This is a genomic window from Curtobacterium sp. 320 (assembly GCF_031455235.1).
GTDB lineage: Bacteria > Actinomycetota > Actinomycetes > Actinomycetales > Microbacteriaceae > Curtobacterium.
Window position 1 is genome coordinate 217,354 of record NZ_JAVDSI010000003.1, and the last position, 26,248, is coordinate 243,601.

The window sequence follows — 26,248 nt, forward strand, 5'->3', positions numbered from 1 at the left end:
CACCCAGCTCGGCGACCTCTGGAGCATCCCGTGGCACAGTCCTCCCGTCTCGACAGCGTCATCGCCCTGGCCAAGGGCCGTGGCTTCGTCTTCCAGTCGGGGGAGATCTACGGCGGATCGCGCTCCGCGTGGGACTACGGGCCCCTCGGCGTCGAGCTGAAGGAGAACATCAAGCGGCAGTGGTGGCAGCGATTCGTCCGCGGCCGCGGTGACATGGTCGGCCTCGACTCGGCCGTGATCCTGCCGCGCAAGGTGTGGGAGGCGTCCGGGCACGTCGCGACGTTCACCGACCCGCTCGTCGAGTGCCTGCACTGCCACCACCGGTTCCGCGAAGACCACCTCATCGAGGCGTTCGTGGCGAAGAAGGACCGGCAGCCCGAGGGCGGCATGGCCGAGATCGCGTGCCCGAACTGCGGTACCCGCGGGCAGTGGACCGAGCCGCGCGAGTTCTCCGGCATGCTCAAGACCTACCTCGGCCCGGTCGAGTCGGAAGAGGGCCTGAACTTCCTCCGCCCCGAGACCGCGCAGGGCATCTTCGTGGACTTCGCGCAGGTCGTGACGACCAGCCGCATGAAGCCCCCGTTCGGCATCGGCCAGGTCGGCAAGGCCTTCCGCAACGAGATCACGCCCGGCAACTTCATCTTCCGGACGCGCGAGTTCGAGCAGATGGAGATCGAGTACTTCGTCCCGCCGGCCTCCGCGCAGGAGCACTACGAGCAGTGGATCGCCGACTCGGTCGCGTTCTTCACCGACCTCGGCATCGACCCGGAGAACCTGCGGCGCTTCGACGTCCCGGACGGGGAACGCGCGCACTACTCCGACGCCACCGCCGACATCGAGTATCGCTTCGGATTCGCGGGCACCGAGTGGGGCGAGCTCATGGGCGTCGCGAACCGCACGGACTTCGACCTCAACAACCACATCGAGTCCTCCGGCAAGGACCTCCGGTACTTCGACCAGGCCGCGAACGAGAAGTACGTGCCGTACGTCATCGAGCCGTCGTTCGGTCTCACCCGCGCGCTCATGGCGTTCCTGCTCGACGCCTACCACGAGGACGAGGCGCCGAACGCGAAGGGCGGCGTCGACAAGCGCACGGTCCTGCGGCTCGACCCGCGGCTCGCTCCGGTCAAGGCCGCCGTCCTGCCGCTGTCCCGCAACGAGCAGCTGTCGCCGGTGGCGCGTGGCCTCGCGGACGACCTGCGCAAGTACTGGAACGTGGACTTCGACGACGCGGGGGCGATCGGCCGTCGCTACCGTCGCCACGACGAGATCGGCACGCCGTTCTGCATCACGGTGGACTTCGACACGCTCGAGGACAAGGCCGTGACGGTGCGCGAGCGCGACACGATGTCGCAGGAGCGGGTGGCGCTCGACCAGCTGCAGGGGTACCTCGCGGCGCGGTTGCTCGGCGCGTAGGCACGGCGCGGTCGGCGCGGCCGTTCGCACAACCAAAGTCACCCCGAACCACACTGATGCGCGGCGCGGGGTGCTTTTGGTTGTGCGCCGCTCCCGGCAGCGCGGGAATGCGGCTGCGGCGGCCCCGGTTGCGCCCAGCATGAACGACTCTGTGAAGGTCGATGTCTGGTCGGACATCGCCTGCCCCTGGTGCTACATCGGCAAGCGGAAGTTCGAGGCCGGCGTCGCCGCCTTCGCCTCGACCCCGAACGGCGCCCCGGTCGAGGTCGAGTACCACTCCTTCGAGCTCAGCCCCGACACCCCCGTGGACTTCGAGGGCACCGAGGCCGAGTTCCTCTCCGGCCACAAGGGCATGCCCGTCGAGCAAGCGCAGCAGATGCTCGACCAGGTCTCCGGCATCGCCGCGAGCGTCGGCCTCGACTACGACTTCGAGTCGATGCACCACACCAACACGGTGAAGGCACACCAGGTCATCCACCTGGCGAAGGAGCAGGGCAAGCAGCTCGAGATGGTCGAGCGCCTCTTCGCCGCCTACTTCGAGCGTGGTGAGCACGTCGGTCAGGACGAGTCGCTGGCGTCCCTCGCGGCCGAGGTCGGTCTCGACCCGGACGAGGTCCGCGCCACGCTCCGCGACGACTCGCAGCTCGCGGCCGTCCGCGCCGACCAGGCGCAGGCGCAGTCGTACGGCATCAACGGCGTCCCGTTCTTCGTCATCGACGGCAAGTACGGCGTCTCCGGCGCGCAGGACCCGGCTGCGTTCGAGCAGGTGCTGACGCAGGTCGTCGCCCTCCGCGGGACGACCCCGTCGGACGTCGCCGAGGCCGAGCAGCGGTCCGCCGAGGACGCGGCAGCAGACGCGGAGGCGACCCGATGACGGACGTCCGCGTCGACGGCTCGACCGAGCCGCGCCTCCAGTCCGACGGCCAGGAGGCGCGACCCGCCCTGCTCACGCTCGTCACGCCCGGCGGTGCGCCGGTCTGCGAGGGCGACTCGTGCTTCGTGCCCGGCGCCGAGGGCGTCTGGACCGAGGTCCCCGACTGAGCGGGTGCTAGCGGACGGGTTCCTCGTCGGTGATGTCGGCGACCGTCGCGTCGTACGCCGCGATCAGGTCGTCGGCGTCGACGAAGGCGCTCGCGCCGTGCCGACCCGCGCCGAGGGCGACCCGGCGTCCGAGGATCCGTTCGTCGGCGTAGACCGGCAGGTCGCCCGTCGCGCCGATGGGCGTGATGGTGCCGCGTTCGTAGCCGGAGGCCTCGAGCGCGGTGGCGGCGTCGGGCATCGAGAGCTTGTTGACGCCGACGACGGTGCGGAGCTTCTTCCAGGCGATGGCACGGCCACCGGGCACGAGGGCGAGCAGGAAGCCGCCGTCGTGCCGCTTGACGACGAGGGTCTTCACGATGTCGCCGGGCTCGATGCCGAGCAGCGCTGCTGCCCCGTGCAGGGAGTCCGCGGCGGGGCGTTCGACCACGTCGACCCGGAGGCCCCGGGCCCGTGCGTCGGCGTCGAACCTGGTGATGGCGTCGGTCGTCATGTGGAGAACGCTACCGGCGCGCACCGACGTGGGAGAATGGACGACGTATGACGATCACTGACGCACCCGGGACGGCGACCCGTCCGGCGAAGCCCCTGCGCATCGGCCCCATCGAGGTCGACGTGCCGGTCGTGCTCGCGCCGATGGCGGGCATCACGAACATGGCCTACCGCCGGCTCTGCCGCGAGTACGGCGCCGGCTTGTACGTGTGCGAGATGATCACCTCGCGCGCGCTCGTCGAACGGACCCCCGTGTCGATGCAGCTCATCCAGCACCACGAGTCCGAGACCCCGCGGTCGATCCAGCTGTACGGCGTCGAGCCGAACACGGTGGCCGAGGCGGCGACGATCCTCGTGGGCGAGGACCGCGCTGACCACATCGACCTCAACTTCGGGTGCCCCGTGCCGAAGGTCACGCGCAAGGGCGGGGGAGCGGCCCTGCCCTGGAAGCTCGACCTGTTCAAGGAACTCGTCACGAAGACGGTCCGTGCCGCCGGGGACGTCCCCGTCACCGTGAAGATGCGCAAGGGCATCGACGGCGACCACCTCACGTACCTCGACGCCGCCCGCATCGCGCGGGACGCCGGCGTCGCGGCCGTCTCCCTGCACGCCCGCACCGCCAACGAGCACTACTCGGGCCACGCGGACTGGTCGGCGATCGCGACGCTGAAGGAGACCATCACCGACATCCCGGTGCTCGGCAACGGCGACATCTGGTCCGCTGCCGACGCACTCCGCATGGTCGACGAGACCGGGGCGGACGGCGTCGTCGTCGGGCGCGGGTGCCTCGGTCGGCCGTGGCTGTTCGGCGACCTCGCGGCGGCGTTCCGCGGCGAGGGGCTGCGCTACATGCCGTCCCTCGGCGAGGTGGCGGTGGCGTTCAAGCGGCACGCCGAACTGCTCGTCGAGTTCTTCGGCAGCGAGGAGCACGGCTGCCGCGACGTCCGGAAGCACGTCGCCTGGTACTTCAAGGGGTACCCGATCGGCGGCGACGTCCGGTCCGGGCTCGCGATGGCGTCCAGCCTGCAGGAGATCGACGACCTGCTCGGGGAGCTCGACCACGACGCTCCCTACCCCGGTGCCGACGCCGAGGGGCCCCGGGGTCGTGCGGGCCACCCGAAGCGCACCGCCCTGCCCGACCGCTGGCTCGAGTCGCGCGACGTCGACAGCGAGTTCCGCAAGGTCCTCGCCGCCGCCGAGCTGCACCACAGCGGCGGATGAGCGCCACGAGTTCGTACGGGCCGGCCGACGCCGAACGCTGGCTGCCCGAGACCCACGGCAACCGTCGGTCCGACTTCGCCCGTGACCGCGCCCGGCTCCTGCACTCGAGCGCGCTCCGACGGCTCGCCGCGAAGACCCAGGTGCTCAGTCCGACGACCGGGCTCGACTTCGCCCGGAACCGTCTGACACACTCGCTCGAGGTCGCCCAGGTCGGCCGCGAGCTCGCCGACTCGCTCGGCCTCGACCCCGACGTCGTGGACACCGCCTGCCTCGCGCACGACATCGGGCACCCGCCGTTCGGCCACAACGGCGAGACGGCCGTGAACGCGTGGGCAGCGGGCATCGGCGGGTTCGAGGGGAACGCGCAGACGCTGCGGCTCCTCACCCGGCTCGAGCCGAAGGTGTACGGCGTCGAGCCCGAGGACCACCGTCCGTACGGGCTGAACCTCACGCGGGCATCGCTCGACGCCAGCTGCAAGTACCCGTGGCCGGCGGCCCAGGGCGTGTCCGAGGCGTCGTCCGGCCGCACCAAGTTCGGCTTCTACGACGACGACCACGACGCGTTCGAGTGGCTCCGTGCCGGTGCTCCCCGTCGGCAGCGCTGCATCGAGGCGCAGGTCATGGACCTGTCGGACGACATCGCGTACTCGGTGCACGACTTCGAGGACGCCGTCGTCGCTGGCTTCATCGACGTCGCTGCACTGGGCGACCGCGTCGGCGAGAACGACATCGTGTCGGCCATGCACGCCTGGGTCGGCTCGGACCTCAGCCGCGACGAGCTGCTCGAGGCGTTCGACCGGCTCCGCGCGCTGCCGCTGTGGATGACCTCCTACGACGGGTCGCGACGAGACCTGGCGCGGCTGAAGAACCTCACCTCGCAGCTGATCGGTCGGTTCGCGCGGACGGCGACCGCGGCGACGCGGGAGTCCTACGCCTCGGGCTCCCTCGTGCGCTTCGCGGCGTCGGTCGTGACCCCGCCCGAGATCATCGGCGAGATCGCCGTGCTGAAGGGCATCGTCGCGGCGTTCGTCATGACGCAGGGCGATCGACAGCCCGTGTACGAGGACCAGCGGCGGATCCTGACCGAGCTCCTCGACGCCCTCGCGGCGAGCGGCAGCGCCGACCTCGAGCCGGGCTTCGCGGCGGACTGGCGTGCTGCGTCCGACGACGCCGGGCGGTTGCGGGCCGTGGTCGACCAGGTGGCGAGCCTGACCGACCAGGGTGCGCTGGCGTGGCACAAGCGGCTCGTGGTGGGAGACCGCGAGACGGTGCACATCCCGGTCTGACGGTCGCGCGCACGGCCACGTGCGCCGCGCCCTGGATGCGACCCGCGGCGGGGTGGCGCCGGCGGGGCGGGGCCGAGCCGCGCCTCCTGGCCGTTGTCCACAGGTCTCGTGACGGTCGGCCGACGTCGGTCGCACGAACTAGGATCGAGGGGTGGCTGGGAGGATCGCGCGGAACGACATCGACGAGGTCCGCTCGCGTGTCAACATCGCCGACGTCGTCGGCGACTACGTGACCCTGAAGTCCGCCGGGGTGGGGTCGTTGAAGGGCCTCTGCCCCTTCCACGACGAACGCTCCCCGTCGTTCCACGTCCGTCCCCAGGTCGGGCGGTACCACTGCTTCGGCTGCGGCGAGGACGGCGACGTCTTCGACTTCGTCATCAAGCAGGACCACACGACCTTCCAGGAAGCCGTCGAGCGGATGGCCGCGAAGATCGGCTTCACGCTCCACTACGAAGAGGGCGACGGCCCCCGCACCGACTACAACGCCCGCGCGCGGCTCATCGCCGCGAACGAGGCGGCGCAGCAGTTCTACACCGCGCAGCTCACGACGGCGGCGGCCGAGCCGGCCCGGCAGTTCCTCGGTGAGCGCGGGTTCGACCCCGCGGCGGCACAGCACTTCGGTGTCGGCTTCGCCCCGAAGTCCTACGACGCGCTGCGGGACCACCTGCGCGGTCGCGGGTTCACGCTCGAGGAGATCGTCTCCGCCGGACTCGTCAGCCAGGGCGACCGGTCGCCGTACGACCGGTTCCGCGGGCGCCTCATGTGGCCGATCCGCGACGTCACCGGGGCGACGATCGGCTTCGGTGCGCGGCGGCTGCTCGAGGACGACAAGGGCCCCAAGTACCTCAACACGCCCGAGACCCCGATCTACCACAAGAGCCAGGTGCTCTACGGGCTCGACCTCGCCCGGCGGGACATCTCGAAGCAGAAGCAGGTCGTGATCGTCGAGGGGTACACCGACGTCATGGCGTGCCACCTCGCCGGCATCACCACCGCGGTCGCCACCTGTGGCACGTCGTTCGGCGTCGACCACATCAAGGTGCTCCGGCCGATGCTCGGCGACTCGGCGAGCCGCGACCTCTCGCAGCTCGGCAACATCGTCTTCACGTTCGACCCGGACGAGGCCGGGCAGCGCGCTGCCTCGCGGGCGTTCGCGGAAGAGAGCCGCTTCGCCTCGCAGACCTACGTCGCGGTCGCGCCGGGCGGGCTCGACCCGTGCGACCTCCGGCTGGCGCGGGGTGACGCCGCGGTCACGCGCCTCATCGAGACGAAGCGCCCGATGTTCGAGTTCATCATCCGTCGCCGGCTCGCCGCGCACGACATCGAGACGGCCGAGGGGCGCGTCGCCGGCCTCCGCGACGCCGCACCGGTCGTCGCGGGCATCCGCGACCGGACGCTCGCGACGGCGTACACGCGCGAGACCGCCAAGTGGCTCGGCCTCGACATACCCGAGGTGCGTCGCGCGGTCGAGAACGCCCGGCAGCGCGCGGGCGCGTCGACGACCGACCACCGCTCAGGAGGCGCGGCTCCAGCCACGCACGCCGGCTCCGGTGGCGAGGCGGTCGCCGTTCCGGACGAGCCCGTGGCCGGGCTCCGACTCCTGCCGAGCGACCCGATCACCCGTATGGAGCGCGACGCCGTGATGGCGATGGTGCAGCAGCCCGGGCACGTCGGGGCACCGCTCCTCGGGTTGGCGGCGGCCGCGACCTTCTCGGCGCCGATGCTGTCCGTCGTGCGGGACGCCGTCGTGGCGAACGTCGACGCGATCGGCGCGGGGGACTGGCTCGAACGGTTGCTGCAGGACGTGCCGGGACCGTTCCGTGGCCTCGTGCAGGAGCTCGCGCTCGCACCGATCCCGGCCCGCACCGACGAGGACCTGGCCATCTACGCGCGGAGCATCGTCGTCGCGCTGGTGGAGCGGGACCTGCTCGCCCGGAAGGCATCGCTGCTCGGGCAGTTGCAGCGGGCGGACCCGAACGAGCAGGCCGATCGGCGGGCGGAGATCCAGCGGCAGCTCGTGGACATCGACGCGCAGCGGATGCGGTTGCGCGCGGACGCCGAGGCGGCGGCGAACTCGTAGGCGGGCCGCGGCGCCCACCTGGCTGCCGTGCGGTCGTTCGCCCGTGGTCGCCCGCACGGGGTCGCTCGCCGGGGTCGCTCGCGCGGGGTCGTTCGCCCCGGGGTCGTTCGCCGGGGTCGTTCGCCGAGGTCCCACGACGCGCCGCGTGCGTGTTGCCGAGGTCGCACGAACGGCCGGTCGGTAGCGCTCGGGGCGGCACTTCGTGCGACCTCGGCGCTCCCGAACCCCGGCACAGCCCCAGGTTGCAGCGCGCAACAATCCTGCGCGACGCGCCGCCCGGACACGCACGGATGATGCAGCACGCGACGCGACCGTGCATTACAGCGGTGTAAACAAATCTCCCTCGGTTCGTGGAGTTCCGTGACAGGGTGATAGCAATGAGCGTTCCTGGCCGGGCACACAGTCGATCCACCTCCGGCCCAGGACCCTTGCATTCATCACCAAGAGAGGCATCGGACATGGCATCCGTGACCAAGTGGGGCAAGCGCGGCATCGCGCTCGGCGCCGGAGTGGCAGCGACGGCGCTGGTGCTCAGCGGCTGCGCGAGCAGCAGCGTGAGCGACACCGCCCTGAACGGCATCAGCATCGGGACGACCGACAAGATCACGTCGCTCGACCCGGCGGGCTCGTACGACAACGGCTCGTTCGCCGTGCAGAACCAGGTCTTCCCGTTCCTGATGAACACGCCGGTGGGCAGCCCCGACGTCAAGCCCGACATCGCGACCAAGGGCGAGTTCACGAACGACACCACGTACACGGTGACGCTCAAGAAGGGCCTGAAGTTCGCGAACGGGAACGACCTCACGTCGAGCGACGTGAAGTTCTCGTTCGAGCGCGAGCTGAAGATCAACAACGAGAACGGGCCGCAGTCCCTGCTCGCCAACCTCAAGAGCATCGACACGCCGGACGACACGACGGTCGTGTTCCACCTCGACCACGCCGACCAGACCTGGCCGCAGGTGCTCTCCAGCCCAGCCGGCCCGATCGTCGACGAGCAGGTCTTCTCGGCCGACAAGCTCACGCCGGCTGCGGACATCGTCAAGGGCAAGGCGTTCGCCGGGCAGTACTCGATCAGCTCCTACAAGGAGAACGACACGATCCAGTACAAGGCGAACAAGAACTACGACGGCCTCCTGGGCAAGCCGAAGACCGACGAGGTCACGGCGAGCTACTACACCAAGGAGACCGACCTCAAGCTCGCCGTGCAGCAGGGCGACGTCGACGTCGCCTACCGCTCGCTGACGCCGACCGACATCGCCGACCTCCGCAAGGACGACAAGGTGAAGGTCACCGACGGCCCCGGCGGTGAGATCCGCTACCTGGTCTTCAACTTCAACACGCAGCCGTTCGGCGCGAAGCAGTCGGACGCCGACGAGACGAAGGCCCTGGCCGTGCGCCAGGCCGTGGCGGACGTCGTCGACCGCGAGAAGCTCGCCAAGGACGTCTACAACGACACCTACTCGCCGCTCTACTCGATGGTGCCGGACGGCCTCACGGGTGCCGCGAAGCCCTTCGAGGAGCTCTACGGCGACGGCGACGGCGGCGCGGACGTCGACAAGGCGAAGGAGACCCTGTCGAAGGCGGGCGTCACCGGCAAGGTGCAGCTCGACATCCAGTACGCACCGGACCACTACGGTTCGACGTCGGACGACGAGTACGCCGAGCTCAAGACCCAGCTCGAGAACTCCGGTCTGTTCACCGTGAACATCCAGTCGACGGTCTACACGACCTACGCCCAGGAGCGCACGAAGGACGCCTACCCGGTGTACCAGCTCGGCTGGTTCCCGGACTTCTCGGACGCCGACAACTACCTGTCGCCGTTCTTCACGAAGGACAACTTCGTGCAGAACCACTACGACGACCAGACGATCCAGCAGCTCATCTCCGAGGAGCAGCAGGAGTCCGACAAGGACAAGCGCGCCGACCTCATCGAGCAGGCGCAGGAGCGTGAGGCGACGCAGATCTCGACGCTGCCGCTGCTGCAGGGCAAGTCGGTCGCCGTCGCGGCCAAGGACGTCAAGGGCCTGACCCTCGACTCCTCGTACAAGTTCCGGTACGCGACCCTCTCCAAGTAAGCCCGGTTCCGGTCCACGGGGGCGTTCCCAGGAGGAGCGCCCCCGTGACCGCGTCCCCAACGGCACCGAAAGGCACCCGTCCCCGTGACCCTCAGCACCCCAGAGGCGAGCTCGGAACTGGCCACCGACCCCACCAAGCCCGAGGCACAGCGCAGTGCCAAGAGCAGCGGCGGCGGACTCGGCCGGTACGTCCTCGTCCGGTTCCTCCTCATCTTCCCGACCGTCTTCATCCTGGTGACGCTCGTGTTCTTCCTGATGCGCGTCATCGGGAACCCGATCACCGCATCGGTCGGCGGCCGACTCACGCCGTCCCAGCTGCAGGAACGCCTGCACGCCGCGGGCTACGACCGCCCGGTCTTCGTCCAGTACATCGAGTACCTCGGCAACATCGTCCGCGGCGACTTCGGCACGACGGCCACCGACAACCGGCCGATCACCGAGATCATCGTCACGTACGGCGGCGCGACCGCCGAGCTCGTCTTCTACGCGCTCATCGTCGCGCTGCTGCTCGGCATCCCGCTCGGCATGCTCGCCGCGTACATGCGCGACAAGTGGCCGGACGTCCTGTTCCGCGCGCTCGCGATCCTCACCTACGCGACGCCGGTGTTCTTCGGCGGCCTGCTGCTCAAGCTCGTCTTCTCGGTGTGGCTCGGCTGGCTCCCGCTCGGCGACCGCGCGTCCACGCGGGTGTCGCTCGTCCTCGACAACATCCAGGGCGCGACGGGCATCTACCTCATCGACGCCCTGCGCACCGGCAACGCCCAGATCATCGGGGACGTGCTGGCGCACGCCGTCCTCCCGGCACTGACCCTGGGGCTCCTCACCGCCGGCATCTTCCTGCGCCTGGTGCGCGCGAACATGATCGGGACGCTCGGTTCCGAGTACGTCGACGCGGCCCGCTCGCGCGGCGTTCGGGAGGCGCGGCTCGTCCGAACGCACGCGTTCCGTCCCGCCCTCGTGCCGATCATCACGGTGATGGGACTCCAGATCGCCATGCTCCTGGGCGGTTCCGTCCTCACCGAGACCACCTTCGGGTGGCGCGGGCTCGGCTTCGAGCTCAACCAGTACCTGTCGGCCCGCGACTTCGTCGCGGTCCAGGGCATCGTCGCGATGCTCGCGGTGATCGTCGCGGTGACGAACTTCATCGTGGACGTCGTCGCGGCCCTCATCGACCCGAGAGTGAGGTTCTAGAGATGGCTGACACCTCCCTCGTCGACCGCCACGAGCCGCTCTGGAAGCGGCTGCCCGTCGTGCTCCAGCTCCGTCGGAGCACGGGCTGGCAGCGCGCCATGCTCATCACCGGCGTGGTCATCTGCGCGCTGTACCTCCTCGTCGCGATCGCCGCGCCGCTCATCGCCCCGTACGGCTTCGGCCAGCTGCAGGGCGCCGACGGGCAGAGCTTCCCGCGCACCGGTGCGCCGAGCGCCACGCACATCTGGGGCACGACCGTCGGCGGCTTCGACGTCTTCAGCCGCGTCGTCTACGGCGCCCGGACCGCGGTGCTCGTGGTCATCGTGGCCGTCGTCGTGTCGATCATCATCGGCGTCCTGCTCGGCATGGTCTCCGGCTACATCGGCGGCTGGCTCGACCGGATCCTCGTCGTCGTGGCGGACGCGATCTACGCGTTCCCCTCGCTGCTCCTCGCCATCGTGGTGTCGATCGTCATCTCCGGCGGCAACTCGAGCTACTCGGGCGGCATCATCGCCGCGGCGATCTCGATCACGGTCGTGTACGTCCCGCAGTACTTCCGGGTCGTCCGCGCCGAGGCTGTGCGGCTCAAGAACGAGGCGTTCGTCGAGTCCGCGCGGGTGATGGGCACGAACCCGTGGCGCATCATGACCCGGCACGTCCTCCGGAACTCGACGCGATCCCTCCCGCTGATCCTCACGCTGAACGCGAGCGACGCGATCCTGACACTCGCGGGCCTCGGCTTCCTGGGCTTCGGCATCGGCCCGACCAGCGGCGCGGAGTGGGGCTACGACCTCAGCCGCGCGCTGTCCGACGTCGCGAGCGGCGTCTGGTGGACCGGCGTCTTCCCGGGTGTCGCGATCGTGGTGCTCGTCCTCGGCGTGACGTTCATCGGCGAGAGCCTCAACGACATCTCCGACCCGCGTCTGCGTGCGCGACGCCGGCTCAAGCAGCTGGTGTCCCGCAAGCAGACGGCCAGCACGGAAGGGGCGACCGCATGACGGACGCGACCAACCAGTCCCGCGCCTCCACGCGCCTCCAGGCCGGCGACACCACGACGGAACCGGTCGTCGTCGTCGATGACCTGACCGTCACCTTCGCGACCGACGGCGGTGCCGTCGACGCGGTCAAGGGCGTCAGCATCGACGTCCGCCCCGGCGAGGTCCTCGCCCTCGTCGGCGAGTCCGGCTCGGGCAAGTCCGTCACGGCGCGGAGCATCCTGCGCCTCATGCCGGAGACGGCGACGCTCGGCGGTGCGGTGTTCCTCGACGGCACGGACGTCGTGACGGTCGGTGCGCAGAAGCTCCGGAGCCTGCGCGGCACCGCCGGCGCGATGGTGTTCCAGGAGCCCTCCACGGCGCTGAACCCGGTCTTCACGGTCGGGTGGCAGATCGCCGAGGGGCTCCGGGCCCACGGCGGCGTCTCCGCGAAGGAGGCCCGCGCGAAGGCGATCGACTACCTCCGGCGCGTCGGCATCCCCGATCCCGAGACCCGGGTCGACCACTACCCGCACCAGTTCTCCGGCGGTCAGAAGCAGCGCGTCGTGATCGCGAGCGCGCTCGCCCTCGAACCGTCGGTGATCATCGCCGACGAGCCGACCACCGCCCTCGACGTGACGGTCCAGGCCGAGATCCTCGACCTGCTCCGCCGGTGCCGCGACGAGTTCGGCGCGGCGATCGTCATCATCACGCACAACATGGGTGTCGTCGCCGACCTGGCCGACCGCGTCGCCGTGATGTACCAGGGCGAGGTCGTCGAAGAGGCCCCGGTCGCCGAGCTGTTCGCGGCACCGCAGGCCGACTACACGAAGCGCCTGCTCGCCGCCGTGCCCCGGCTCGAGGCCTCCACCGGCGTTGCCCGCCGTGCGGCGATCAGTGACGACGTCGAGCCGCTCGTCCGCGCACGCGGGCTCGAGATCGAGTACCCGGGCCGGCTCGGGTCGCACGCGTTCAAGGCGGTCAAGGGCGTCGACCTCGACATCCGTCCCGGCGAGGTCCTCGGCCTCGTGGGGGAGTCCGGCTCCGGCAAGACGACCATCGGCCGCGCGATCGCCGGCCTGACGAAGATCACCGGCGGCTCGCTCGAGGTGCTCGGCACCGAGATGCTCGGGTACCGCGAACGCGACTTCAAGCGGCACCGCAAGGACATCGGGTTCGTCTTCCAGGACCCGGCGACCTCGTTCAACCCGCTGCTCACGATCTCGGAGTGCGTCGCCGAGCCGCTCGTCGTGCACGGCGAGGTGTCGAGCCCGCGTGCCGCCCGGAAGCGTGTCGGCGAGCTGCTCGAGGCCGTGCAGCTCCCGGCGGCCTACGGCGACCGGTACCCGCACGAGCTGTCCGGCGGCCAGCGGCAGCGCGCGTCGCTCGCACGGTCGCTCGCACTCCGGCCGAAGCTCCTCATCGCCGACGAGCCGACGAGTGCGCTCGACGTGTCCGTCCAGGCGCGCGTGCTCGAGCTGTTCCTCGAGCTGCAGCAGGACCTCGGGTTCGCATCGCTGTTCATCAGCCACGACCTCGCCGTGGTCGGCGCGCTCTCCGACCGGATCGCCGTGCTCTACCGCGGCGACCTGGTCGAGACGGGCACCACGGCCGAGGTCCTCGGCTCGCCGCAGCACCCGTACACGCAGCGTCTCCTGGCGTCACTCCCGGTGCCGGATCCGGCGGAACAGGCGGAGCGACGGCGTACGCTTGTGGAACTGGAGAACGCCGGGTCCTGACCCGACGCGACCATCCCCGGAGGCGCGGCTGACGTCGACGACGCACGCCGCGCCTCCGGGGCGGTCACCTCCACCGCAACACGCACGACGGTCGGTGCAGCCCGGTCCGTCGCGAACCGCCGCCAGGGGGCGGCGTGGAAGGGGACCCATGATCGCGGTCAACGGACCGGCGGTCGTCGCGGACGACGTGTCGATCGAGTACCGGAGCGGACGGGGGACGGATGCGATCCGGGCCGTCGACGGCGTGAGCCTCACGGTCCGTCAGGGGGAGATCCTGGCCGTGCTCGGCGAGTCCGGGTCCGGCAAGTCGACGTTCGCCGCGGCGATCGCCGGCCAGCTCGGCACCACCGGCGAGGGCGACGGCGCCCACCGTCGGCACATCGTCGGGGGCGAACTCACGGTGCTCGGGCAGAAGACGCGCGGGCTCCGACCGACGTCCCGCAAGCTCGAGCGGCTCAGCGGCCGCATCGGCTACCTGCCGCAGGACGGCGCGGACCGGCTCAGCCCGGACCTCACCGTCGGCGAGGCCATCGCGGAACCGATCTACGCCCGTGACCGCCGGTTCGACCGCAAGGAGGCCGGCCTCATCGTCGCCCGCCTGGTCGACGCCGTGCACCTGCCGCTCGGGGTGATGCGGCTCAACACGTGGGAGCTCTCGAGCGGGCAGCGGCAGCGCGTCGCGCTCGCGAAGGCGCTCGTGCTCGAGCCCCAGCTGCTCGTCGCCGACGAACCCGCCCGCGGCGTCGACGTGCTCGTGCGGCAGTCGGTGCTCGAGGCGCTGGCGACCCTGCAGCGGAACCGGCAGTTCTCGGCGGTCGTGGTGTCGAGCGACCTGCGCGAGGCCCGAGCACTGGCCGACCGGGTGGCGATCATGGCCGAGAGCCGGCTCGTCGGCCTCGGCACCTTCGACGAGGTCCTCGACAACCCCGTCGACCCCTACGTCAAGACGCTCGCGTCGACGGCGGCCCGTCCGGTGAAGCGTCGGCAGCCGGCGTCGGCCGCACCCCGTCGGTCCTCGGCGCCGCGTCGGCCGGTCGCCGCCGGCACCGGCCCGCGCGCGGAGCGGCAGGAGAACGCATGAGCGCGGATGCGTCGTCGGGGGTGCGCGGGCACCGGGCCGTGGTGACCGACGCGGGTGCCGAGCTGCCGGTCGCCCCGCCGACCGCCGGCCCGATCGCGATCCTGCCCGCCGGGGACGGCACCGCTCTCCACGAGGACGCCGTCGCCGCAGCCGGTGGGACCGTCGCTCCGCTCGGGGCGGACACCGCCGGACTCGTGTGGCTCGACCCTCGCGATCCCGCGGGACTCGCCGACGCGCTCGACGGCGCACCGTCCATCGGCTGGGTCCAGTTGCCGTTCGCCGGCGTCGACGCATTCGCCTCGTTGATCGCGTCGCACGGCGACCGCGTGCTGTTCACCTCGGCCAAGGGCGCGTACGCCGAGCCCGTCGCGGAGCACGCCCTCGCGCTGACGCTCGGGACGCTGCGGGTGCTGCAGAAGCGTGCTCGTGCGCGGTCCTGGGCGACCGAGCCCGAGGGTGTCTCGCTCTACGGCCGGAACGTGGTCGTCATCGGCGCCGGTGGCATCGCGCTGGAGTACATCCGCCTGCTCGCGCCGTTCGAGGTCTCGGTCACCGTGGTGCGCCGGTCGTCCTCGCCGGTCCCCGGGGCGGACCGGACCGTCACGACCGACCAGCTCGACGACGTCCTGCCCGATGCCGACGTGGTCATGATCGCCGCGGCGATGACCTCGGGGACCGCGAAGCTGTTCGGTCCCGCGCAGTTCGCGATCATGAAGCCGTCGGCACGGCTCGTGAACATCGCCCGCGGGGGACTGGTCGACACCTCCGCGCTCGTGGACGCCCTGCGCAGCGGTGCGATCGCGGCGGCCGGACTCGACGTCACCGACCCGGAGCCGTTGCCGGACGGACACCCGCTCTGGGACGAGCCGGGCGCGATCATCACGCCGCACCAGGCCGACACGCCGGAGATGGTGGCGCCGCTGCTGGCCGAGCGCGTGCGGGTGAACACCGTGGCGTTCCTCGGCGGGGCAGGCGAGGGCTTCGTCGGCGTGGTGGATCCGGTCGCGGGGTACTGAGCGCGGCACGCCCGGGATGCGTGGCGGATGCGCGGGGTCGCTCCCGGGTGCTGCTATGCTGTTACCCGTTGTTCGCACGACGTTCGCCAGCGGACAGTGATCCTCGATAGCTCAATTGGCAGAGCAGCCGGCTGTTAACCGGCAGGTTGTTGGTTCGAGTCCAACTCGGGGAGCAGCACGGCCCTCACCTTCGGGTGGGGGCCTTTTGCGTGGCGTCGGAGCTCGCAGCGGACGCATGGCCGGAAGCTGTTAGCGTTCACAGGTGATCACCGTGCGCCGAGCCCTCGCCGCGGGCGTCGTCGCGGCCGCGGCGATCGGCCTCGTGGGGTGCACGACCGGCGCGGAGTCCGACCCGGGCGACTCGCTCGACACCACCGCCACCTCGGGCGTCCCGGTGTCCGGCACGGCGCCGATCGTCTTCGCGTTCGTCTGCGACGTGGGGACATCGGACCGCTCCGAGACGTACACGACCTACTCCGCCGTGTGGGACGACGAGCGCACCGACTGCCGGGCGCAGCGGATCACCGGCACCGAGATGTCGACGCAGCAGCGCTCCGCGGTCGACGCCGCCGAGGGGGACGCCACGCTCGAGGAACTCGCGACCACCTGCGCGGTGCGGGGGACCGGGCCGTGGGCGGCCTCCGTCGACTCGTCGGCCGAGGCGCACGTCGCGGCCGGTCTGCTCGAGTACTGCCCGGGGCATCCGGAGACCGAGCACCTGCGGGACGCGATCGCTGCCTGGCGGGGGTGAGCCGCGCCTCCTGGGCCCTCGCCGTGCGTCCCCGCTGACCGGGCCCTCGCCTCCCGTCCCCGCTGACCGGGCCCTCGCCATGCGTCCCCGCTCACCGGGCCCGAGCCGACGCGGTCCGCCGCCGTCAGCCCTCGGGGTGGTCGCGCCCGGGCAGCCAGGACTTGCCCGGCCCGCCCCAGCTGTTCTTCCTGATGGCCTTCGCGACCTGCTTGCCGTACGGGTGCACGAGCCGGTCCGCGTAGAGGTACCCGTCGAGGTGGTCGTACTCGTGCTGGAAGATGCGGGCGAGCCAGCCGTGGGCCTCGACCTCGAACGGCGTGCCGTGCTCGTCGACGGCACGGAGCAGCGCGCCCTCGGAGCGGCGGAGCGGGAACCGTTCGCCCGGGACCGAGAGGCAGCCCTCGGACTCCTCGTCCTCGTCGAGTTCCTCCACAGCCTCGGGAACGGCGGGGGTCGTCCACAGGACGGGGTTCACCGCGACGCCGCGGTGCAGGACCTCGTCATCATCGGTCCATGAGTACACGAAGAGCCGCTTGCCGACGCCGACCTGCGGGCCGGCAAGTCCGACCCCGGGTGCGAGGTCCATCGTCTCGAACATGTCGGCGACCAGCGATCGCAGGTCGTCGTCGAAGTCGGTGACCTCGGCTGCACGCTCGTGCAGGACGGGTTCGCCGGTGATGCGGATCGGGAGAACGGCCATTCACCCAGGTTATCCGGCGGGGAACGGTAGCCTCGACGCGTGACGACGGACCTCCAGCTGCCCGACGCGGTGAACCTCACGCCGTTCCAGGCGCTCATGATCCCCGTCGCGCTCATCGGGGCGGTCTTCCTCTCACTGGGCGCGCAGTTCCAGAGCCGCGGGGTGCAGCGGGTGGAAGCGCGGCTCGGCCGGCAGTCGAAGGGCCTCAGCGTCCGGCACGTCGTCGGGCTGGTCTCGAGCGGCTACTGGGTGCTCGGCACGCTCATGCTCGGCATCGCCGTGGTCCTGCAGCTGGTGAGCATCACGTACGCGCCGCTCATCGTCGTGCAGCCGCTCGGCGCCGTGGCCCTCGTGATCACGACCTGGTTCTCGTCGCGGTCCTCCGGGGTGCCGCTCGGCCGTCGGGCACGGCGAGCCGTCTGGACGTGCATCGTCGGCGTCGGCATCTTCGTCGGCATCGCGGCCTTCGTCGGGCACGAGAGCGCGATCACGAGCCGACAGCTCGTCACCGTGCTCGTGATCCTGGCCGTGGTGCTGGTGCTCGTGCTGGTGTCGTTCCGCCTCGTCGCGAAGCACAAGAACGCGCTGTACTACATCGTCGGCGCCGGCGTCCTCTACGGGTTCGTCGCGACGCTGGCCAAGGTCGTGCTCAACCGGTTCGTGAACGGCACGTTCGACTGGCTGACCGTGCTCGCGATCGTCGGGGTGGTCGTCGCCGCCTCGCTGGGCGGGTACTTCGTGCAGAACGCGTACTCGAGCGGGTCGGCCGACCTCGTGATCGCCGGGCTGACGGTCATCGACCCGATCGTCGCCGTCGGCATCGGGGTGATCGTCCTCGGCGAGGCCGCCGGCGCCCCGGTCTTCGCCGTCTTCGGCTTCGTCGTCGCCGCCGCGATCGCGATCACCGGGGTGTTCCTCCTCGCCAAGCACCACCCGCAGACCCGCTCCTGAGCCGTCGTCCCGCGGGGTGACGGAGTCCACCGCGAGGCGGACGCGCTGCCCGAGCGGCGTGCGGTAGCGTCGTCGAACGACCAGCAATCGCCCACGAGAGGACGACGCCAGCCGTGTCAGACGACGCCACCACCGCCACCGCCGGACCGACGGGTGCGACGGGCGGTCGACGACCGCTGCGCGTCCTCATCGCAGCGGACACCTTCGCACCCGACGTCAACGGAGCCGCGACCTTCGCCGAGCAGCTCGCCGTCGGCCTCGCCGAACGCGGGCACGAGGTCCAGATCGTCGCCCCGGCGGCGAGCCGCCACTACGGCACCTTCGACGAGGAGCTCCACGGCGTGACCCTCGTCGTGCACCGCCTGAAGTCCTACAAGTGGCCGCTGCACGCGTGGCTGCGCTTCGTGTGGCCGTGGAGCGTGAAGAAGTGGACCGCCCCGATCCTCGACGCGTTCCAGCCCGACGTCCTGCACATCCAGTCGCACGTCGTCGTCGGCCGGGGCATGGTGCCCGAGGCGCACGCGCGCGGCATCCGGGTGATCGCCACGAACCACTTCATGCCCGAGAACCTCCTCGAGTACACGCCGTTCGGCAAGCGCACCGTGCCGATCGCGGTGAAGATCGCCTGGAACGACGCCGCCAAGACCTACCGGCTCGCCGACGCGATCACGACCCCGACGAACCTCGCCGCCGACTACCTGCGCCGGGCCATCGCCGGGCAGCGGGTCCTGGCGATCTCGTGCGGGATCGACGCCACCCGGTACGTCGCACGCGAGGGGCGGCCTGCGGGCAACGACATCGTATTCGTCGGTCGGGTCGCACCCGAGAAGAACCTCGACGTCCTCGTGAAGGCCCTCGCGCTGCTGCCGTCCGAGCTCGGAGCCACGCTGACGATCGTCGGCGACGGCGAGATGATCCCCAAGCTCCGGCAGCAGGCGAAGGAGCTCGGGCTCGAGGACCGCGTCCGGTTCCTCGGCTTCGTCTCGGACGAGGTCAAGCAGCAGGCGCTCACCAACTCGACCGTGTTCGCGATGCCCTCCACCGCCGAGCTGCAGAGCATCGCCTCGCTCGAGGGCATGGCCTCCGGCCTCCCCGTCGTCGCGGCGGACTCGATGGCGCTCCCGCACCTCATCGACGGCAACGGCTACCTCTTCACCCCCGGTGACGAGCACGACCTCGCGGCGAAGCTCACGGCGGTGCTGACCGCGTCGGACGAGGACTACGTCACGATGCGCGACCGCAGCCTGGCGATGATCGAGGCACACGACATCAACCGCACGCTCTCGACGTTCGAGTCGCTGTATCGTGGGGAACCGGTGGCCTGACGGTCCCCGGCACGGGGCGGTAGCCAAGCTGGTCAAGGCAGTCGGCTCATAACCGAACGATTCGCGGGTTCAAGTCCCGCCCGCCCTACATGTCAAAAGCCGACGCGGGTTCGAGCAACAGCAAGCGACCGCACCCGCCCCGCGTGCACCTCCCGAGGAAGCGCGACACGCAGCAGCAACAGGACGACCACAGCCCGACGCCCAACGTGACGTTCGAGGTGACCCGTGGTGGCACCGGCGTGCGCGTGAACGCCTTCCGGATCGGCTTCATGGGTGCGCTCGGCGTGCTCGTCGCCGTCGTCGCGGGGGCGATCGTCAACGAGCTCTCCACCGTGCTCGTCTACGTCGGCGTCGCGCTGTTCCTGGCGCTCGGCATCGACCCGCTGGTGTCCTTCCTCGAACGGTTCGTTCCGCGCTGGGTGGCCATCACCGTCGTGGTCGTCGGGGTCCTCGCCGCGTTCGCCGGGGTGGTGTTCGCGGTCGTGCCGATCCTCGTGCAGCAGGCGACGAACCTCATCCAGAACTTCCCCGACATCGTGCAGGACATCTCGAGGCAGGAGTGGGTGCAGAATCTCTCCGACCAGCTGTCCGGGTCGTTCGACATCGACCACGCGCTGCAGTCCGTGCAGTCCTTCGTCGAGAACCCCGGCAACCTGCTGAGCCTCGGCGGCGGGATCCTCGCGGTCGGCAGCGGAATCCTCACCGGTCTCACGGGCGCCGTCATCGTCATCATCCTGATGCTCTACTTCCTCGCGTCGATGCGCGGCATGAAGTCGATGACCTACCGCTTCGTCCCGGCGTCGCGTCGCGAGAACTTCATCGACGTCAGCGAGCAGATCACCCAGGCGGTCGGTCGCTACGTCGTCGGGCAGATCTCCCAGGCGCTCATCAACGGCATCCTCAGCCTGGTGTTCCTGCTCATCATCGGTGCTCCGCTGCCCGTGCTGCTGGCCTCGTTCGCGTTCCTCGGGTCGCTCATCCCGCTCGTGGGCACGCTCGCGTCGGCCATCGTCATCTCGCTGCTGTGCCTGTTCGCATCGCCCGCGACGGCCCTCGCCGCCGCGATCTACTACCTCGTGTACATGCAGGTCGAGGCGTACGTGATCTCGCCGCGGATCATGTCGCGTGCCGTGCAGGTCCCCGGCGCCCTCGTCGTCATCGCAGCGGTCGCGGGTGGGACCATCGGAGGGGTGCTCGGCGCACTCGTGGCCCTGCCAGTCGCCGCGTCGGTGATCATCATCGTCCAGAAGGTCATCTACCCCCGCCAAGAGCAGTCGTGACCGCCTTCGACGAGCAGGTCGCCGACCGCGACCGCTGGGCGACCAGCCCTCGGGGTCCGCTCGCGCTGGTGAACGCCCAGCGTGTCGACCACGCCCAGCCCGTGTGGCCGGTCCCGGGGCAGTGGGCACCGGCACCCGGCGGCCTGACGGTCACCGCCGACGCGGCTGACGGGGTGGTCGTCGACGGCGACCCGGTGGACGGCACCGTGCTCGTCGCCGGCGACGAGGCGGTCGTCCCGTCGGTCGTCGCCTTCCCGGACGGCCTCGCCGGCACCGTCTCCCGCGGCACGCTGCGCGTGTGGGACCCGGCGTCCGACGCGATCGCCCGCTTCGCACGCATCGCCCGGTTCGGCCACTCCGCCGCGTGGGTCACGTCCGGCAGGTACACGCCGGGTGTCCCGGGAGGCGCGGCGAGCGTCGTCGACGCAGCCGGCGATCCGCTCGAGGTCGCCGGACACGTCGAGACCACCCTGGGCGGATCGGTCGTCCGGTTGGTGGCGGTCCGCTCCGCGGCCTTCCGAGGCGCCGCACGGCTGCAGCTCATCGTGCAGGACGCCACGAGCGCCCTGCCCGAGGACGATCCCGGCAGCACCTACTCGATGGGCCGGTTCCTGTACCTCGACGACCCCGGTGTCGCTGCCGACGTCGAGCTGGACTGGAACCTCCTCGTCCTGCCGCCGTGCGCGTTCTCGTACCAGTTCGCCTGCCCGATCCCGCCCGCCGAGAACCGGATCCCGGTGCCGGTCACCGCGGGGGAGCGGCACCCGCTCGACGCGTCGGGGCACGTCTTCCACTGACTCTGTCGCGGTGCCTGGTGTTCCCAGCGCGCAGCCTGCATAATGGGCGTGTCCGCAAGGACATCACAATCGGATATCGATGGTTCCGAAACGAGAACCTCCAGTTCAGGTCGATGGGGAAGTCGCACCTGACGAATCGGAGGAATCGTGAACGGAACGACCACCGGGGTGCTCTACGTGCACTCCTCACCACGCGCGCTCTGCCCGCACGTCGAATGGGCGGCAGGTCGCGCCATGAGTCGCGCCGTGAACTTCTCGTGGCTCGACCAGCCCGCACAGGACGGCGCCCGTCGGACCGAGTTCACCTGGACCGGTTCCGTCGGTACGGGTGCGGCGATCGCCTCGGCCCTGCGCGGCTGGGAGCACCTCCGGTACGAGGTCACCGAGGAACCCACCTCCGAGTCGGACGGCGGCCGCTGGATGCACACGCCCGACCTCGGGGTGTTCTACGCGCAGACCGACGTCACCGGCAACATGGTCGTCCCCGAGGACCGCGTCCGCTACGCGATGGAGGTGGCGGGGAGCAACGCCCTCGAACTCCACCGCGAGCTCCGACTCGCCCTGGGTCAGGCGTGGGACGACGAACTCGAACCGTTCCGCCACGCCGCCGAGGGCAACCCGGTCGTCTGGCTGCACCGCGTCGGCTGACCTGCCGAGCCGTTCCCTCCGTCACGGACGCCGCCCCTCGGGGCGGCGTTCGTGCGTCCGCGGCCGCCCGCCCGCGCCGAGTCTCGCCTCGGCGGACAGTTTCGCGCTTCCGGAGCCGCGAAACCGTCCGCGGGGTCGAGTCTCGGCGAACGGACGCGGCCACACGCCACGGGCCGCAGCCACGTGGAGCGCGCCGCGCCCAGACCGACCAGGGACGGACGGAGGCCCGTCCCGACGACGCGGGACGGGCCTCCAGGGCCGACGGGCCCGACGGACCGGACTCAGACGCTACGGAACGCGACCACGGCGTTGTGCCCACCGAACCCGAACGAGTTGCTCACCGCGAGCAGGTCGCCCTGCGGGAGCTCGCGCGGCGCCGTGGCGACGTCCATCACGATCTCCGGGTCCTGCTGGGTGAGGTTGATCGTCGGCGGCGCGACGCGGTTGTGCAGCGCGAGGGCCGTGAACGCGGCCTCGATCGCACCGGCACCACCGAGGAGGTGCCCCGTCGACGCCTTCGTGGCGGACACCACGACGTTGTCGAGGTGGTCGCCGAACACGCGGCGCATTGCGTGGTACTCGGCGACGTCGCCCACCGGGGTCGAGGTGGCGTGCGCGTTGACGTGCACGACGTCCTCGCGCGCGGCACCGGCGTGCTCGAGCGCCTGCAGGACTGCCCGGGCAGCGGCACTGCCCTCGGGGTCCGGCGCGGTGATGTGGAACGCGTCCGAGGTGATGCCGGCGCCGGCGACCTCGGCGTAGATCGTCGCACCGCGGGCCTCGGCGTGCTCCTTGGTCTCGAGGATGAGCGCCGCGGCGCCGTCCGCGAGCACGAAGCCGTCGCGCGTGACGTCGTACGGACGCGATGCGGTCTGGGGGGAGTCGTTGCGGCGGGAGAGTGCCTGCATCGACGCGAACGCCGCGAGGGGCAGCGGGTGCAGGGCGGCCTCGGCGCCGCCGGTGATGACGATGTCGGCCTCGCCGGTGGCGACGTGGCGGTAGGCCTCGGCGAGGGACTCGGTCGAGGACGCGCACGCCGAGAGGTAGGTGCGGGCGCCGCCGCGGGCGCCGAACTCCATCTCGATGGCGGCGGCCGGGCCGTTCGCCATGAGCATCGGGACCGTCATCGGCAGGACGCGACGGGGGCCCTTCTCGCGCAGGGTGTCCCACGCGTCGAGCAGGGTGTTGACGCCGCCGATGCCGGTGGCCCAGTCGACGATGAGGCGCTCGGGGACGACGGTCTCGGCGTCGATGCCGGCGTCGGCCCAGGCCTCGCGCGCGGCGACGAGCGACAGCTGCGACGAGGGGTCGAGGCGCTTCGACTCGGGGCGGGTCAGCTGGTCGGTGAGGAACCGGCGCGCCTGGCCGGCGAACTCGACGGGGAGCTCGAGCTCGGCGTAGCGCGGGTCCTCGATGCGGGTGATGCCGGACGTGCCGGCGAGCAGCGCGTCCCACGTGTCCGGGGCGGTCGCGGCGAGGGGCGTGATCGCACCGATCCCGGTGACGACGACGGTCTTGTTGGTCATGGAACGACGTGTTCTTTCGTGAGGACGTCCGACCGCTCGTGGCGGTGCCGGACGGAGCCGGGGCGGCCCGACGAACGCCGGACCGGGGCGGCCCGACGAACGCCGGGACCGGGGCGGCCCGACGAACGCCGGACCTGTGTGGACCGACGAGTGTCGGTCCGGTGGACGAGATGAGCGCCGCGGCCCGCGGTCGGTCCGCCGGGGCCGCGGCGCTCAGGAAGCTCGCGTCAGGCCTGGGCCTTGACGATGTAGTCGACGGCGTCGCCGACGGTCTTGAGGTTCTTGACCTCTTCGTCGGGGATCTTGACGTCGAACTTCTCTTCGGCGTTGACGACGATGGTCATCATCGAGATCGAGTCGATGTCGAGGTCGTCGGTGAACGACTTGTCGGCCGCGACGGTGTCGGTCGCGATGCCGGTCTCGTCGTTGATCAGCTCGGCCAGGCCGGCGAGGACTTCTTCGTTGGACAGGGCCATGGGGATTCTCCTTGAGGGGGTGTCGTTTGACCGTGGACCAGCCTAGGGCACGCAGCGGTCGCGCGCCCGGAGGCTCGTCGGAAGGTGGCCGCGCGGGTGCGTGGCCGGGATGGGCTAGGGGAGGACGACGACCTGGGCGCCGAAGACGAGGCCGGCACCGAAGCCGATCTGCAGGGCGAGGCCGCCGGAGAGCTCGGGGTTCTCCTCGAGCAGGCGGTGCGTGGCGAGCGGGATGCTCGCCGCGGAGGTGTTGCCGGTGGTGGTGATGTCGCGCGCGATCACGACGGAGTCGGGCAGGCCGAGCTGCTTCGCGAACTCGTCGATGATGCGGATGTTCGCCTGGTGCGGCACGAACGCGGCGAGGTCGGACGGCTGGATGCCGGCGGACTCGAGCGCCTCACGGGCGACCTTGACCATCTCCCAGACGGCCCAGCGGAACACGGTCTGACCGGCCTGCCGTATCGTCGGCCGCGCGGCCCCCGCTTCCCACTCGTTGTAGGTCGAGGTCATGCCGATCGCGTCCCACTTCGACCCGTCGGAGCCCCAGATCGTCGGGGCGATCCCGGGGAAGTCGCTCGGGCCGACGATCGCCGCTCCGGCACCGTCGCCGAGCAGGAACGAGATCGAGCGGTCGGTCGGGTCGACGATGTCGCTGAGCTTCTCGGCACCGACGACCAGCACGTGGTCGGCGATGCCGGACTTCACGAACGAGTCAGCCTGGGCGATGCCGTACGCGTACCCGGCGCACGCGGCGCTGATGTCGTAGGCCGCGGCGGGGGCGGCACCGATGCGCTCGGCGAGCAGCGACGCCATCGACGGCGTGGCGACGGTGTGGGTCACGGTGCTCACGAGCACGACGCCGATCTGGTCCGGCGTCAGGCCGGCCTTGGCGATCGCGTCGAGCGCGGCGGCCTCGGCGAGGTCGACCGCCTCGACGTCCTTGCCGGCGCGCATGCGGGTGATGATCCCGGTGCGCTGGCGGATCCACTCGTCGGAGGAGTCGATCGGCCCGACGAGGTCGTCGTTCGGCACGGCGTTCTCACCGCGGGCGGCGCCGAAGGCCAGGATGCGGGTGAACTCGTGGCCGCGACGCTGCTGCAGCAGCGGACGGGAGGCGCGGGTCGGCTCCGTCCCCTCGGTCGCGGTGGTCGGGATGGGGGCGTCGGTCATGCGGTTGCGTCTGCTTCCTGGCCCGCGCTCTGCAGCAGGTCGATCGCTGCGGGCAGGTCGTCGGGGGTCTTGATCGCGACGGTCGGCGTCCCGCGCAGACCGCGCTTCGCCAGGCCGACGAGGGCACCGGCGGGTGCGAGTTCGATGATGCCCGTGACACCGGCGGCCGCGAAGGACTCCATCACGGCGTCCCAGTGCACGGGGCTCTGGATCTGCTGGACCATGAGGTCGACGAAGCGACGACCGTCGTCGACACGGGAACCGTCGGCGTTCGTCCAGATCGGCAGCGACGGGTCCTGCACGGTCGCGGCGGCGGCGACCGGGGCGACACGCTCGACGGCGGACGCCATGTACCGGGTGTGGAACGCACCGGCCACGGCGAGGGGGATCACGCGGGCCTTCGCGGGCGGGTCGGCGGCGAGGGCGGCGATCGCGTCAGCAGGTCCGGCGACGACGGTCTGACCGCCGCCGTTGTGGTTCGCGGGGACGAGGCCGTTCGCCTCGAGCGCGGCGGCGACGGCGTCGGCGTCCCCACCGAGGACGGCGGCCATCGACGTGGGCTCGAGCGCGGCGGCGTCCGCCATCGCCCGGCCGCGTTCGGCGACGAGGGCGACGGCGTCGGTCGGCTCGAGGATCCCGGCGACCCCGGCGGCGGTGAACTCGCCGACCGAGTGGCCGGCGACCCCGCCCACGAGGGCACGGCGGCCGTCGGCGAGCAGGGCGTCGGCCGTGACGAGACCGGCGGCGACGATGAGCGGCTGCGCGAGCGCCGTGTCCTTGATGGTCTCGGCGTCGGACTCGGTGCCGTGGGCGGCGAGGTCGACGCCGATGGCCTCGGACCACGCCCCCACGCGGTCACGGAAGGTGGCGTCCTCGAGCCAGGGGGCGAGGAAGCCGGGGGTCTGGGAGCCCTGTCCGGGCGCGACGACGACGATCACCGGACAATCCTGCCCGTCGGCCCGCGCCGCACCCGTGTGGGCTTCCCACAGCGATGACCGCTCGACATTGTGCATTT

At 71.1% G+C, this 26,248-nt stretch carries 24 protein-coding genes, 2 tRNA genes and 1 pseudogene; 21 read left to right on the plus strand and 6 right to left on the minus strand.

The window, feature by feature from the left end:
- Window positions 1–30: 30 nt before the first annotated feature.
- The 3 genes from J2X60_RS06455 to J2X60_RS06465 all read left to right on the plus strand — a co-directional run bounded on the left by J2X60_RS06455 (window position 31) and on the right by J2X60_RS06465 (window position 2,457).
- Window positions 31–1,416 carry a glycine--tRNA ligase gene (locus J2X60_RS06455; protein ID WP_071294830.1) on the plus strand — a complete coding sequence of 462 codons (1,386 nt, stop codon included), beginning with the start codon at window positions 31–33 and terminating at the stop codon, window positions 1,414–1,416.
- 139 nt (window positions 1,417–1,555) lie between these two features.
- The gene (locus tag J2X60_RS06460) at window positions 1,556–2,290 is read left to right on the plus strand and encodes a DsbA family protein (protein WP_070418705.1); all 735 of its coding nucleotides are present in this window, start codon (window positions 1,556–1,558) and stop codon (window positions 2,288–2,290) included.
- A complete protein-coding gene (locus tag J2X60_RS06465; protein WP_309779317.1) occupies window positions 2,287–2,457 on the plus strand; it encodes a hypothetical protein in 171 nt (56 codons plus the stop codon). Before J2X60_RS06460 ends, J2X60_RS06465 begins: the two co-directional genes overlap by 4 nt.
- A 7-nt stretch (window positions 2,458–2,464) precedes the next feature.
- On the opposite strand, the gene J2X60_RS06470 is transcribed toward J2X60_RS06465, so the two are convergent.
- Window positions 2,465–2,947, minus strand: a complete 483-nt coding sequence (locus J2X60_RS06470; protein ID WP_309779318.1) for a YbaK/EbsC family protein — start codon at window positions 2,945–2,947, stop codon at window positions 2,465–2,467.
- Between the two features lie 47 nt (window positions 2,948–2,994).
- On the opposite strand from J2X60_RS06470, the gene dusB reads away from it, so the two are divergent.
- From dusB to J2X60_RS06525, 12 genes and pseudogenes are all read left to right on the plus strand, one after another.
- Window positions 2,995–4,167 carry a tRNA dihydrouridine synthase DusB gene (dusB, locus tag J2X60_RS06475; RefSeq protein ID WP_309779319.1) on the plus strand — a complete coding sequence of 391 codons (1,173 nt, stop codon included), beginning with the start codon at window positions 2,995–2,997 and terminating at the stop codon, window positions 4,165–4,167.
- The gene (locus J2X60_RS06480; RefSeq protein WP_309779320.1) at window positions 4,164–5,453 is read left to right on the plus strand and encodes a deoxyguanosinetriphosphate triphosphohydrolase; all 1,290 of its coding nucleotides are present in this window, start codon (window positions 4,164–4,166) and stop codon (window positions 5,451–5,453) included. The genes dusB and J2X60_RS06480 overlap by 4 nt, the downstream gene beginning before the upstream one ends.
- A gap of 151 nt (window positions 5,454–5,604) precedes the next feature.
- Complete coding sequence (gene dnaG, locus J2X60_RS06485; protein WP_309886851.1) at window positions 5,605–7,533, plus strand: DNA primase; 1,929 nt, start codon at window positions 5,605–5,607, stop codon at window positions 7,531–7,533.
- A 458-nt stretch (window positions 7,534–7,991) separates the two neighbouring features.
- On the plus strand, window positions 7,992–9,608 hold the full coding sequence (locus tag J2X60_RS06490) for an ABC transporter substrate-binding protein (RefSeq protein ID WP_309886852.1): 1,617 nt from the start codon (window positions 7,992–7,994) through the stop codon (window positions 9,606–9,608).
- Between the two features lie 243 nt (window positions 9,609–9,851).
- Window positions 9,852–9,950 (plus strand): annotated as a pseudogene (locus J2X60_RS19035) (hypothetical protein); the annotation flags it as partial.
- A 183-nt stretch (window positions 9,951–10,133) separates the two neighbouring features.
- On the plus strand, window positions 10,134–10,799 hold the full coding sequence (locus tag J2X60_RS19040; RefSeq protein ID WP_374115159.1) for an ABC transporter permease: 666 nt from the start codon (window positions 10,134–10,136) through the stop codon (window positions 10,797–10,799).
- Window positions 10,800–10,801: 2 nt separating this feature from the next.
- The gene (locus tag J2X60_RS06500; RefSeq protein WP_070418711.1) at window positions 10,802–11,797 is read left to right on the plus strand and encodes an ABC transporter permease; all 996 of its coding nucleotides are present in this window, start codon (window positions 10,802–10,804) and stop codon (window positions 11,795–11,797) included.
- Window positions 11,794–13,512: an ABC transporter ATP-binding protein gene (locus J2X60_RS06505; protein WP_229085309.1), complete on the plus strand. Its 1,719-nt coding sequence runs from the start codon at window positions 11,794–11,796 to the stop codon at window positions 13,510–13,512. Before J2X60_RS06500 ends, J2X60_RS06505 begins: the two co-directional genes overlap by 4 nt.
- Window positions 13,513–13,660: 148 nt before the next feature.
- A complete protein-coding gene (locus J2X60_RS06510) occupies window positions 13,661–14,593 on the plus strand; it encodes an ATP-binding cassette domain-containing protein (RefSeq protein ID WP_070418712.1) in 933 nt (310 codons plus the stop codon).
- Window positions 14,590–15,609: a D-isomer specific 2-hydroxyacid dehydrogenase family protein gene (locus tag J2X60_RS06515; RefSeq protein ID WP_309886853.1), complete on the plus strand. Its 1,020-nt coding sequence runs from the start codon at window positions 14,590–14,592 to the stop codon at window positions 15,607–15,609. Before J2X60_RS06510 ends, J2X60_RS06515 begins: the two co-directional genes overlap by 4 nt.
- A 100-nt stretch (window positions 15,610–15,709) precedes the next feature.
- Window positions 15,710–15,782, plus strand: a tRNA-Asn gene (locus J2X60_RS06520).
- A gap of 89 nt (window positions 15,783–15,871) precedes the next feature.
- Window positions 15,872–16,360 carry a hypothetical protein gene (locus J2X60_RS06525; RefSeq protein ID WP_309886854.1) on the plus strand — a complete coding sequence of 163 codons (489 nt, stop codon included), beginning with the start codon at window positions 15,872–15,874 and terminating at the stop codon, window positions 16,358–16,360.
- A 124-nt stretch (window positions 16,361–16,484) separates the two neighbouring features.
- Here the strand turns inward: J2X60_RS06525 and def are convergent, their stop codons facing one another.
- Window positions 16,485–17,060 carry a peptide deformylase gene (gene def, locus J2X60_RS06530; RefSeq protein WP_071294837.1) on the minus strand — a complete coding sequence of 192 codons (576 nt, stop codon included), beginning with the start codon at window positions 17,058–17,060 and terminating at the stop codon, window positions 16,485–16,487.
- A gap of 39 nt (window positions 17,061–17,099) precedes the next feature.
- Between def and J2X60_RS06535 the strand changes: the two genes are divergently transcribed.
- The 6 genes from J2X60_RS06535 to J2X60_RS06560 all read left to right on the plus strand — a co-directional run bounded on the left by J2X60_RS06535 (window position 17,100) and on the right by J2X60_RS06560 (window position 22,061).
- The gene (locus J2X60_RS06535) at window positions 17,100–18,011 is read left to right on the plus strand and encodes a DMT family transporter (protein ID WP_175473624.1); all 912 of its coding nucleotides are present in this window, start codon (window positions 17,100–17,102) and stop codon (window positions 18,009–18,011) included.
- Between the two features lie 113 nt (window positions 18,012–18,124).
- On the plus strand, window positions 18,125–19,336 hold the full coding sequence (locus J2X60_RS06540) for a glycosyltransferase (RefSeq protein WP_071294838.1): 1,212 nt from the start codon (window positions 18,125–18,127) through the stop codon (window positions 19,334–19,336).
- 13 nt (window positions 19,337–19,349) lie between these two features.
- Window positions 19,350–19,424, plus strand: a tRNA-Ile gene (locus J2X60_RS06545).
- 55 nt (window positions 19,425–19,479) lie between these two features.
- Complete coding sequence (locus tag J2X60_RS06550) at window positions 19,480–20,616, plus strand: AI-2E family transporter (RefSeq protein ID WP_229085312.1); 1,137 nt, start codon at window positions 19,480–19,482, stop codon at window positions 20,614–20,616.
- Window positions 20,613–21,413, plus strand: a complete 801-nt coding sequence (locus tag J2X60_RS06555) for a DUF1684 domain-containing protein (RefSeq protein ID WP_309886855.1) — start codon at window positions 20,613–20,615, stop codon at window positions 21,411–21,413. Before J2X60_RS06550 ends, J2X60_RS06555 begins: the two co-directional genes overlap by 4 nt.
- Window positions 21,414–21,560: 147 nt before the next feature.
- Entirely contained in the window at window positions 21,561–22,061 is a 501-nt protein-coding gene (locus J2X60_RS06560) for a DUF3145 domain-containing protein (protein ID WP_071294840.1), read from the plus strand.
- A gap of 281 nt (window positions 22,062–22,342) precedes the next feature.
- Here the strand turns inward: J2X60_RS06560 and J2X60_RS06565 are convergent, their stop codons facing one another.
- The 4 genes from J2X60_RS06565 to J2X60_RS06580 all read right to left on the minus strand — a co-directional run bounded on the left by J2X60_RS06565 (window position 22,343) and on the right by J2X60_RS06580 (window position 26,171).
- A complete protein-coding gene (locus J2X60_RS06565; RefSeq protein ID WP_070418717.1) occupies window positions 22,343–23,587 on the minus strand; it encodes a beta-ketoacyl synthase in 1,245 nt (414 codons plus the stop codon).
- 227 nt (window positions 23,588–23,814) lie between these two features.
- Window positions 23,815–24,063: an acyl carrier protein gene (locus J2X60_RS06570; protein ID WP_022903951.1), complete on the minus strand. Its 249-nt coding sequence runs from the start codon at window positions 24,061–24,063 to the stop codon at window positions 23,815–23,817.
- A gap of 114 nt (window positions 24,064–24,177) precedes the next feature.
- Window positions 24,178–25,233, minus strand: a complete 1,056-nt coding sequence (locus J2X60_RS06575) for a beta-ketoacyl-ACP synthase III (RefSeq protein WP_309886856.1) — start codon at window positions 25,231–25,233, stop codon at window positions 24,178–24,180.
- Window positions 25,230–26,171, minus strand: coding sequence for an ACP S-malonyltransferase (locus tag J2X60_RS06580; protein ID WP_309886857.1), 942 nt, complete (start codon window positions 26,169–26,171; stop codon window positions 25,230–25,232). The genes J2X60_RS06575 and J2X60_RS06580 overlap by 4 nt, the downstream gene beginning before the upstream one ends.
- Window positions 26,172–26,248: the final 77 nt, after the last annotated feature.

Bases quoted from the DNA above. Each gene is read 5' to 3' on its own strand.
- J2X60_RS06565 (WP_070418717.1), bottom strand. From the start codon at position 23,587: ATGACCAACAAGACCGTCGTCGTCACCGGGATCGGTGCGATCACGCCC.
- J2X60_RS19040 (WP_374115159.1), top strand. From the start codon at position 10,134: ATGCTCGCCGCGTACATGCGCGACAAGTGGCCGGACGTCCTGTTCCGC.
- J2X60_RS06470 (WP_309779318.1), bottom strand. From the start codon at position 2,947: ATGACGACCGACGCCATCACCAGGTTCGACGCCGACGCACGGGCCCGG.
- J2X60_RS06465 (WP_309779317.1), top strand. From the start codon at position 2,287: ATGACGGACGTCCGCGTCGACGGCTCGACCGAGCCGCGCCTCCAGTCC.
- J2X60_RS06500 (WP_070418711.1), top strand. From the start codon at position 10,802: ATGGCTGACACCTCCCTCGTCGACCGCCACGAGCCGCTCTGGAAGCGG.
- J2X60_RS06480 (WP_309779320.1), top strand. From the start codon at position 4,164: ATGAGCGCCACGAGTTCGTACGGGCCGGCCGACGCCGAACGCTGGCTG.
- J2X60_RS06515 (WP_309886853.1), top strand. From the start codon at position 14,590: ATGAGCGCGGATGCGTCGTCGGGGGTGCGCGGGCACCGGGCCGTGGTG.
- J2X60_RS06510 (WP_070418712.1), top strand. From the start codon at position 13,661: ATGATCGCGGTCAACGGACCGGCGGTCGTCGCGGACGACGTGTCGATC.
- J2X60_RS06505 (WP_229085309.1), top strand. From the start codon at position 11,794: ATGACGGACGCGACCAACCAGTCCCGCGCCTCCACGCGCCTCCAGGCC.
- J2X60_RS06570 (WP_022903951.1), bottom strand. From the start codon at position 24,063: ATGGCCCTGTCCAACGAAGAAGTCCTCGCCGGCCTGGCCGAGCTGATC.
- J2X60_RS06460 (WP_070418705.1), top strand. From the start codon at position 1,556: ATGAACGACTCTGTGAAGGTCGATGTCTGGTCGGACATCGCCTGCCCC.
- J2X60_RS06575 (WP_309886856.1), bottom strand. From the start codon at position 25,233: ATGACCGACGCCCCCATCCCGACCACCGCGACCGAGGGGACGGAGCCG.
- def (WP_071294837.1), bottom strand. From the start codon at position 17,060: ATGGCCGTTCTCCCGATCCGCATCACCGGCGAACCCGTCCTGCACGAG.
- dusB (WP_309779319.1), top strand. From the start codon at position 2,995: ATGACGATCACTGACGCACCCGGGACGGCGACCCGTCCGGCGAAGCCC.
- J2X60_RS06490 (WP_309886852.1), top strand. From the start codon at position 7,992: ATGGCATCCGTGACCAAGTGGGGCAAGCGCGGCATCGCGCTCGGCGCC.